Genomic DNA, 7557 nt, shown 5'->3' with positions numbered 1-7557 from the left:
TCGGACAGACTCCCTCAGCGCGGAGGCCGACGGCAACCGGCCCGATGTGGCCTGCGTGACGACGTCGTCGACCCAGCCCTCCACCAAGGCGAGCGCAAGCTCGAGTCGTTCGAGTGCGGCCGTCTGCTCGGGTGAGGTGGGAATGTCGAACAGGCCCCCTTCCAGGGCCTCTTGCAAAGCCTGCGGGTTCGACGGATCGACATCACGGAGCTTCGACTCGATGGAGTCCGTGTCGACGTTGACGTGCCGGGCGTACTCCTCGACCAAGGAGGTGATGTGCGAGCGTAGCCATGGCGCGTGAGAGTAGAGCCGGACGTAGGCGGCCTCGCGCAGGGCGAGGTAGAGCGTGACGTCCCGTGCGTCGACCCCTAGGCCCTCGCCGAAGGCTCGCACGTTGGCCGGGAGCAGAGCGGGGTGTCCGTCCGCCAGCGGAACGCCGATGTCCGCGGACCCGCAGACCTCACCGGCGAGCTTGCCGATGCTCTGGCCCACCTGTGCGCCCCACATCGACACGCCGACCTGTTGCAGCATTCCCACCAGCGGCCCCGCCGTCTGTGCCATCTCGGGTGGCAGGGATTTGCCCATGGCGTCGGCCACGCGGGCGGCGACAGGTTCGACCAGGCTGCGCCAGGCCGCCTGGGTGCCCTCGACCCACTCGGCCCGGCTCCAGGCGCGTGGTGCGCCGCCGGTCGCCGGGAATGAGGTCGCCTCGTCGAGCCAGGTATCCGCCAGCCGGAACGCGTCATCCACCTCGCGCCGCTCTGACCCGCTGACCGAGCGGTCGCCACCCGCCGAGACGACGTCGCGGGCAGCGGAGTTGGCAAGATCCCAGTTCACCGGACCGCCGGACCAGGACAGCATCTTGCCGATCTGCTGGAGCATCTGGCCGAGGTCGGCACCGCCCTGCTGACCGCCCATCATGCCGAACAGGCTGCTCAGCGGGTCATTGGGGTTGGAACCACCGGAGCCCTTGTCGGGCTTGTCATCATCGTCATCGTCGTCGGACCGGAAACCGAAAGGGACGTCACTCATAACTATGCCTCGCGCCTCGGGCAGGATGGGAAGCGGTAGGGGCGCCTCATACGCTCCACCGTAGTAGCAGGAGGAGCATACGTGGGTACACAGCGGGCAGCGGTTCGCGCTGGGCGCAACAGCGCGGATCGCGGGCTGGTCGTGGCTGTGACCGGGGCCGCGTCCGCCGTCGGCCGGCAGCTTGCGGGTCGGCTGACGCAGTGCGCCGAAATTCGGCAGGTCATAGCGCTAGACCAGGTCCGTGGGGACGTCGAGGGCGTGACCTGGCGGGTGATCGATTCGACCGACCCCGCGATGGTGACGAGGCTCACAGGCGTCGACGTCGTCGTCCACACTGCCGTCGATCTCAATGTCACCGGCGATCCGGAAGACCGTTCACTTCGCAACGTCAGAGGCACGCAGACCATTCTCACCGCTTCGGCGGCAGCGGGAGTGCGCAGGGTGGTCGTCGTGGGCAGCGCCATGGTTTACGGAGCCTCCGCGGACAACCCGATTCCCCTGAATGAGGATGCACCGCTGCGCGCTCCTGCCGACGGCGGGCTGGTCAGCGATCTGCTGGAGATCGAAGAGCTGTGCGCTCGTGCTCCGCGGTCGCATCCGGGGACCGCGGTCACCGTCGTCCGGCCCGCGGCGCTGACGGGGCCAGGCGTGGATTCGGTGTTGACCAGGCATTTCGAAGCTCCCCGGCTGCTCACTATCCGAGGCAGGACACCTGCCTGGCAGTTCTGCCATGTCGACGACGTCGCCTCGGCGCTGGAATTCATCACCCTGCACGAGATCGACGGACCGGTCGCGGTCGCCAGCCCGGGATACCTGGACCAGGAGGCTGTCGAAGCGCTCACTGGCCGCGGCCGCGTTGAGTTGTCGGAGTCATTCGCGCTCGGGGCCGCGGGCCGCTTGCATCGGCTCGGCGTCACACCTGTTCCGGTCAGCGAGCTGCAGTACGTGACCCACCCGTGGGCCGTCTCTCCGGACCGGCTCACCGACGCCGGCTGGCGTCCTGAGTACAGCAATGAGCTGGCGCTGCAGGCGCTGATGGAGAGTGTGAGCGGACGGCATTCGCTGGCCTCCAGACGCTTCGGAAAACGAGAGACTGCGGCCACGATCGGCGCGGCGGGCGCTACAGTCGCCATATTGGGGACCGCTGTTGTGGTCCGTAAGGCGCGCAAGCGGAAGCGGGGGTAAGAGTTGGACGTGATCAGGCTGTTGGGCGTTCGTCGCGAGCCGCTTTCCGTCGACGAGGTGCTGGCGGCGGTCACCGACGACGGCGCCGGCGGCACCTGTGTCTTCATCGGTACGGTCCGAGACGTTGACCAGGCACGGGCGGTGAACGTCCTCGAGTACGAGGCTCATCCGACGGTTGACGAGAAGCTGCGCCAGGTCGCAGAGGGAGTGGCCGCGGCGTTTCCGCTGCGCGCGCTCGCTGCCGTGCACCGCGTCGGCGAGCTGCGCATCGGCGACATGGCCGTCGTCGTCGCGGCTGCGGCCGAGCATCGGGAGGAAGCGTTCGCCGCATGCCGCAAGCTGATCGACGACCTCAAACGTGAGGTGCCGATCTGGAAGCATCAGATGTTCGCCGACGGCGCGACCGAGTGGGTCGGCTCACCGTAGTGCCGGTGCAAGGCCGTAATCTGAACCAAATGACTCGCCGTTCTGTCACCCTCATGGTCGCCGGCACGCTGATCATCCTGCTGGTCGCGGTTGCCTCGCAGCTCCCGGTGCCGTATGTCGTCTACTCGCCCGGGCCGGTGGTCGACACGCTCGCCGATGTTCAGGTCGGGGGCGAGAGCGACGAAGACGTGCCCGTCGTGCAGATCGAGGGGGCTGAGACGTATGAGACCGACGGCGAGCTCGACCTGACCACCGTCGGTGTCACGTCCGCCGACACCGAGCTCGATGTCCTGACGGTGTTGCGGGCTTGGATGGACAGCGACCGTGCGGTCGTCCCGCGCAGCAGTGTGTACGGCGAGGACGATACGGCGGAGCAAGTGCGGGAGCAGAGCGCTCAGCAGTTGTCCCGATCTCAAGAGAGCGCGAAGGTCGCCGCGTTGCGCCACCTCGGCTACGACGTTCCGGAGCAGGTGGTGGTGGCGATCGTTTACGAAGACACACCGGCCGACGGGCTGTTGGAGCCGGGCGATGTGATTCTCTCCGTCGACGGCACGGACACCGGCGAGCCGGAGGAAGTCGCGGCTGAGATCACCGATCGCGAGGCCGGCGACACGGTCGACATCGGCATCCGCCGGGACGGCGAGGAGACGTCGGTCACAGCGGATACGGAACCGGCGGAAGACGATGGACGTCCGGTGGTCGGGTTCGCTCCGGACTGGGGGTACGACCTGCCGATCGACATCTCGATCACCATCGACGACGCCATCGGTGGTCCGAGCGCGGGAATGATCTTTGCCCTGGCCATCTACGACACTCTCACTCAGGGATCGCTCGCCGACGGTGCGCACATCGCCGGAACCGGGGAGATCAGTGGCGACGGCGAGGTCGGCGCCATCGGCGGCATACAGCAGAAGATCGCGGCGGCGAGCGAGGACGGCGCTGAGCTGTTCCTGGCGCCCGTCGGCAACTGTGGCGACGTGCCAGGCGCGAACAACGGCGACATGCAGGTTGTCCCGGTGGAGACACTTGCCGATGCGATCGACGCGATCGAGACCCACAACGAGGGTGACGGCTCAGAACTGCCTGTGTGCGAATAAGGGGTCGACGCCGGGTCGCTCGCCTCGCCGGGTCACTGATCGCTAGAAGATGATCCGGCCAGCGTTTCGGCCAAGGCGTTGCCGATCTCCGGAGACAGCTCCGCGTCGCGGATCAGCTCGTCCTCGGACTCATGGCCGCGGACCCGCATGACTGAGGTTCGCGAGCCGTCGCGGAGCACACCCACCACGACGCGCACATCCGCGCGCTTTGGATGATTCTGGGCCCAGCTGACGGCGGACTGCTCGTCGTCGGGGACCTCGTCTTCGGCTCCCGGCGGCAACACGATGCGCTCGACGGCGAGGGCGCAGCCCTGCACCGTGTCCGGCCACGCGATGGAAGGAAGGAGCTCGTCCAGGCCGCGCCCGGCGATGTCCTGCTCGATCGGAGTCAACGAGTCGTCCGACACCACGTCTTGAGTCATACCGAGGCTGCCGGCGAGCTCGGGCTCGCGCTCCAGTAGCTCTCCGGTCGGTGCGAGTGCGTAGAGCCGGGGTTCTTGGTCCCAGCCATCCTTGCGGACGTGGTTCTCGATCTCCGCCACCGCGCGCGACAGCGCGGGCGGCGGGGCGTTTTCTGGGTCGTATGGATGGTCAGCACTCATAGCGGCATGCTCCCATGACCACCTGCGCGTGGGCCAGGCCGACGCCCAGGTTACGGCGGCGTTGCCAGGATGCGACCAAATGTTTAGATCTCTTGGCCGGACCGGTTCGAAAACGAGTGTGACCGTAAGATAGCTTTCATGGGGTGAGCCAGAACTTTCCTCGTCCAGCTGGTCCATCCCGCGGGCCCGGCCGTAGGTCGCGCGCGCTCGTTCCGACGCTCATCGTGGTCGCGGTGCTTGCCGTCGCTTATTTGCTGCTTGTGAACTTCTGGACGGACCGGCTGTGGTACGACTCGGTGGACTTCACCCACGTCTTCACCACCCAGCTGGTCACCAGGTCCGGACTTTTCGTCGTCTTCGGCCTGCTCATGGCCGTGTCGATCGTCGTGAACGGAATCATCGCCTATCGACTCCGGCCCAGTTACCGGCCGATGAGCGTCGAACAGCAGAGCCTCGACCGGTACCGGGACGCAATCGACCCGGTCCGCTCGTGGGTCCTCGGCGCCGCTGCGGTGCTGGTCGGGATCATCGCCGGCGCCAGTGCAGGGGGAGAGTGGCAGACCTTCCAGCTCTGGATGAACGGTGCCGAGTTCGGTGCGGAGGACCCGCAGTTCAACGTCGACATCGGGTTCTACGCCTTCTCGTACCCGTGGTGGCGCTACGTTGTGAGCTTCGGCTTCGCCATCGTCGCCCTAGGCCTGATCGTCGCGGCGATCACGCACTACATCTATGGCGGTATCCGGCTGCAGACCGCGGGCGAGAAGGTCAGCCGGGCGGCTCAAGGTCACCTGTCGATCCTGATCGGCCTGTTCATCCTGCTCAAGGCCGGAGCGTACTGGTTGGACCGGTACGCGATGCTGATCGACGACAATGACCTGTTCACTGGGGGGAACTACGCGGACATCAACGCGCTTCTCCCGGCGAAGATGATCCTGATGTTCGTCGCCGGGATCTGCGCGATCCTGTTCTTCGTCAACGTCTGGCGCCGCAGCTGGATGTTGCCGGGTATCGGTGCCGGGTTGATGGTTCTCTCGGCTGTCCTGCTCAGCGGGCTGTGGCCGTTCATCGTGCAGCAGTTCCAGGTCAACCCGACTGAGGCGGACCGCGAGGAACCGTACATAGTCCGCAATATCGAGGCGACGCGCGACGCCTACGACATCGACGACATCGACATCGACTCCTATGACGCCACCACGACGGTGGAAGCCGGACAGCTCGCCGACGACACCGGCACCATCCCGGGTATCCGCCTCATGGACCCGTCGGTGATCCCTCCGGCCTACCAGCAGCTGCAGCAGGTCCGTGGGTTCTACTCGTTCGCCGAACCAGCGGACGTCGACCGCTACGAGATCGACGGCGAAGAACGAGACGCTGTGGTGTCCGCACGGGAGATCGACATCTCGGGAATCTCGGGTGAGCAGCAGAACTGGGTCAACGAGCACACGGTCTACACGCACGGCTTCGGTATGGTGGCGTCTTACGGCAACCAGAGCGAGACGGACGGATCGCCGCGGTGGATCGAAGAAGACATCCCGACTCGTGGGGAGCTGGGGGAGTACGAACCACGGGTGTACTTCGGCGAGAACTCCCCGGAGTACTCGATCGTCGGTGACGTCGAGGATGCGGAACCTGTCGAGTACGACATCCCGGAGGACCCGGAGACCGGTGAGCAACGGCGTAACACGTACGACGGCGAGGGTGGAGTCCCTCTCGGTTCGTTCTTCAACCGCGTTCTCTACGCGACGAAGTTCCAAGAGGCGAACATTCTGCTCTCCGATCGGGTTAACTCGGAGTCGCAGGTTCTCTACGACCGTGATCCGCGACAGCGTATCGAGAAGGTGGCGCCGTGGCTAACGGTGGACACCAACCCGTTCCCGACGGTGGTCGACGGGCGCATGGTGTGGGTGGTCGACGCTTACACCACGTTGGATACGTACCCTTACTCGCAACGTGTGTCCTTGGAAGAGGCCACCAGCGACTCGCGGGTTGACCGTCCGGCGCTGGCGGCCCAGCCGGACGACTTCATCAACTACGCCCGTAACTCGGTGAAGGCCACGGTCGACGCCTATGACGGCACGGTGACCCTGTACGAATGGGATGAGAACGACCCGGTCCTGCAAAGCTGGAAGGAAGTCTTCCCCGACTCGGTGACCCCGAGGTCGGAGATCAGCGATGATCTGATGGACCACCTCCGGTACCCGGAGGACATGTTCAAGCTGCAGCGGCGGATGCTCCAGCAGTACCACGTGACCAACCCGTTCACCTTCTACGAGGGGACCGACCGGTGGGTCGTGCCCAACGACCCGACATCGAGTCTGGAGCTGTACCAGCCGCCGTACTATCAGTCGATTCAGCTGCCTGACACCGACGAGGGCGTGTTCTCGCTGACGACCACGTACACGCCACGAGGTCGGCAGAACTTGATCGCGTTCATGACGGTCAACGCCGATGCCACCCATGAGGACTATGGCCAGCTCACGGCCCTGAGACTGCCTGGTGACACGCAGATCGACGGCCCGGGCCAGGTGGCCAACGCGTTCGAGAGCGATCCGGATATCGCGACCGAGCTGTCACTGCTACGTCAGGGTGACTCCGACACTGTGGTCGGGAACTTGCTGACGCTGCCTGTGGGTGATGGTCTGCTGTATGTGCAGCCCGTCTATGCCGTGCGGGCCAGTGGCGATGCCGCGTTCCCGTTCCTGCGACGGGTGATGGTCCGCTTCGGTGACCAGATCGGTTACGCCCCGAGCTTGCAGGGTGCGCTTGATGACCTGTTCCAGGGTGACGCGGGCGTCGAGACCCAAGAAACCGGCGAGATCGAAGACGACGAGATACCGGCGCCGGAGGACGGCACCACGGACGAAGAGCAACAACCTCCGCCCGAGGATGAGGAGCCACCGGCCGACGAGGAGCAGTCGCCGCCGGCCGACGAGCCTGAGGACGAGTCGACGACGGCGCCAGACGGCACACTCCAAGAAGCCCTCGCCGATGCACAGCAGGCCTGGGAGGATGCGCAAGCCGCTCAGTCCGAAGGGCGGTGGGGCGACTACGGTGACGCACTCGATCGCCTGGAGGACGCCCTCAACCGCGCCGACCAGCTGTCCGAGTAACAGCAGCTCGGGCACCAGTTGGTGATGTGATCAACGGCCGGGGAGACCGCCAGGACCAAGGTGGTCTCCCCGGCCGTGTTCATGTGCACATGTTGCCGCATCCAT

At 65.8% G+C, this 7557-nt stretch carries 6 protein-coding genes; 4 read left to right on the top strand and 2 right to left on the bottom strand.

The features are described from left to right. Positions 1-1032, bottom strand: a 1032-nt coding sequence (locus ELR45_RS08410) for a zinc-dependent metalloprotease (RefSeq protein WP_165367602.1), incomplete at its 3' end; no start/stop codon positions are given. Positions 1033-1113: 81 nt separating this feature from the next. Here ELR45_RS08410 and ELR45_RS08405 point away from each other — a divergent pair. Genes ELR45_RS08405 through ELR45_RS08395 form a run of 3 tightly spaced genes read left to right on the top strand, consistent with a single transcriptional unit; the run spans position 1114 to position 3740 of the window. Next, positions 1114-2217, top strand: a complete 1104-nt coding sequence (locus tag ELR45_RS08405) for an NAD-dependent epimerase/dehydratase family protein (protein WP_205856248.1) — start codon at positions 1114-1116, stop codon at positions 2215-2217. A gap of 3 nt (positions 2218-2220) precedes the next feature. After that, complete coding sequence (locus tag ELR45_RS08400; RefSeq protein ID WP_129665134.1) at positions 2221-2643, top strand: molybdenum cofactor biosynthesis protein MoaE; 423 nt, start codon at positions 2221-2223, stop codon at positions 2641-2643. 29 nt (positions 2644-2672) lie between these two features. Further along, positions 2673-3740, top strand: coding sequence for a YlbL family protein (locus ELR45_RS08395; RefSeq protein ID WP_129665132.1), 1068 nt, complete (start codon positions 2673-2675; stop codon positions 3738-3740). A 32-nt stretch (positions 3741-3772) separates the two neighbouring features. On the opposite strand, the gene ELR45_RS08390 is transcribed toward ELR45_RS08395, so the two are convergent. After that, entirely contained in the window at positions 3773-4342 is a 570-nt protein-coding gene (locus tag ELR45_RS08390) for a PPA1309 family protein (RefSeq protein WP_129665130.1), read from the bottom strand. Between the two features lie 143 nt (positions 4343-4485). Here ELR45_RS08390 and ELR45_RS08385 point away from each other — a divergent pair, with 143 nt between their 5' ends. Further along, entirely contained in the window at positions 4486-7452 is a 2967-nt protein-coding gene (locus tag ELR45_RS08385) for a UPF0182 family membrane protein (protein ID WP_129665128.1), read from the top strand. Positions 7453-7557 lie beyond the last annotated feature (105 nt).

The organism is Phytoactinopolyspora endophytica, from assembly GCF_004138495.1.
In the GTDB taxonomy this organism is placed as follows: domain Bacteria; phylum Actinomycetota; class Actinomycetes; order Jiangellales; family Jiangellaceae; genus Phytoactinopolyspora; species Phytoactinopolyspora endophytica.
The sequence above is the reverse complement of the archived record's forward strand: the minus strand, read 5'-3'. Positions and strand labels throughout refer to the sequence as shown.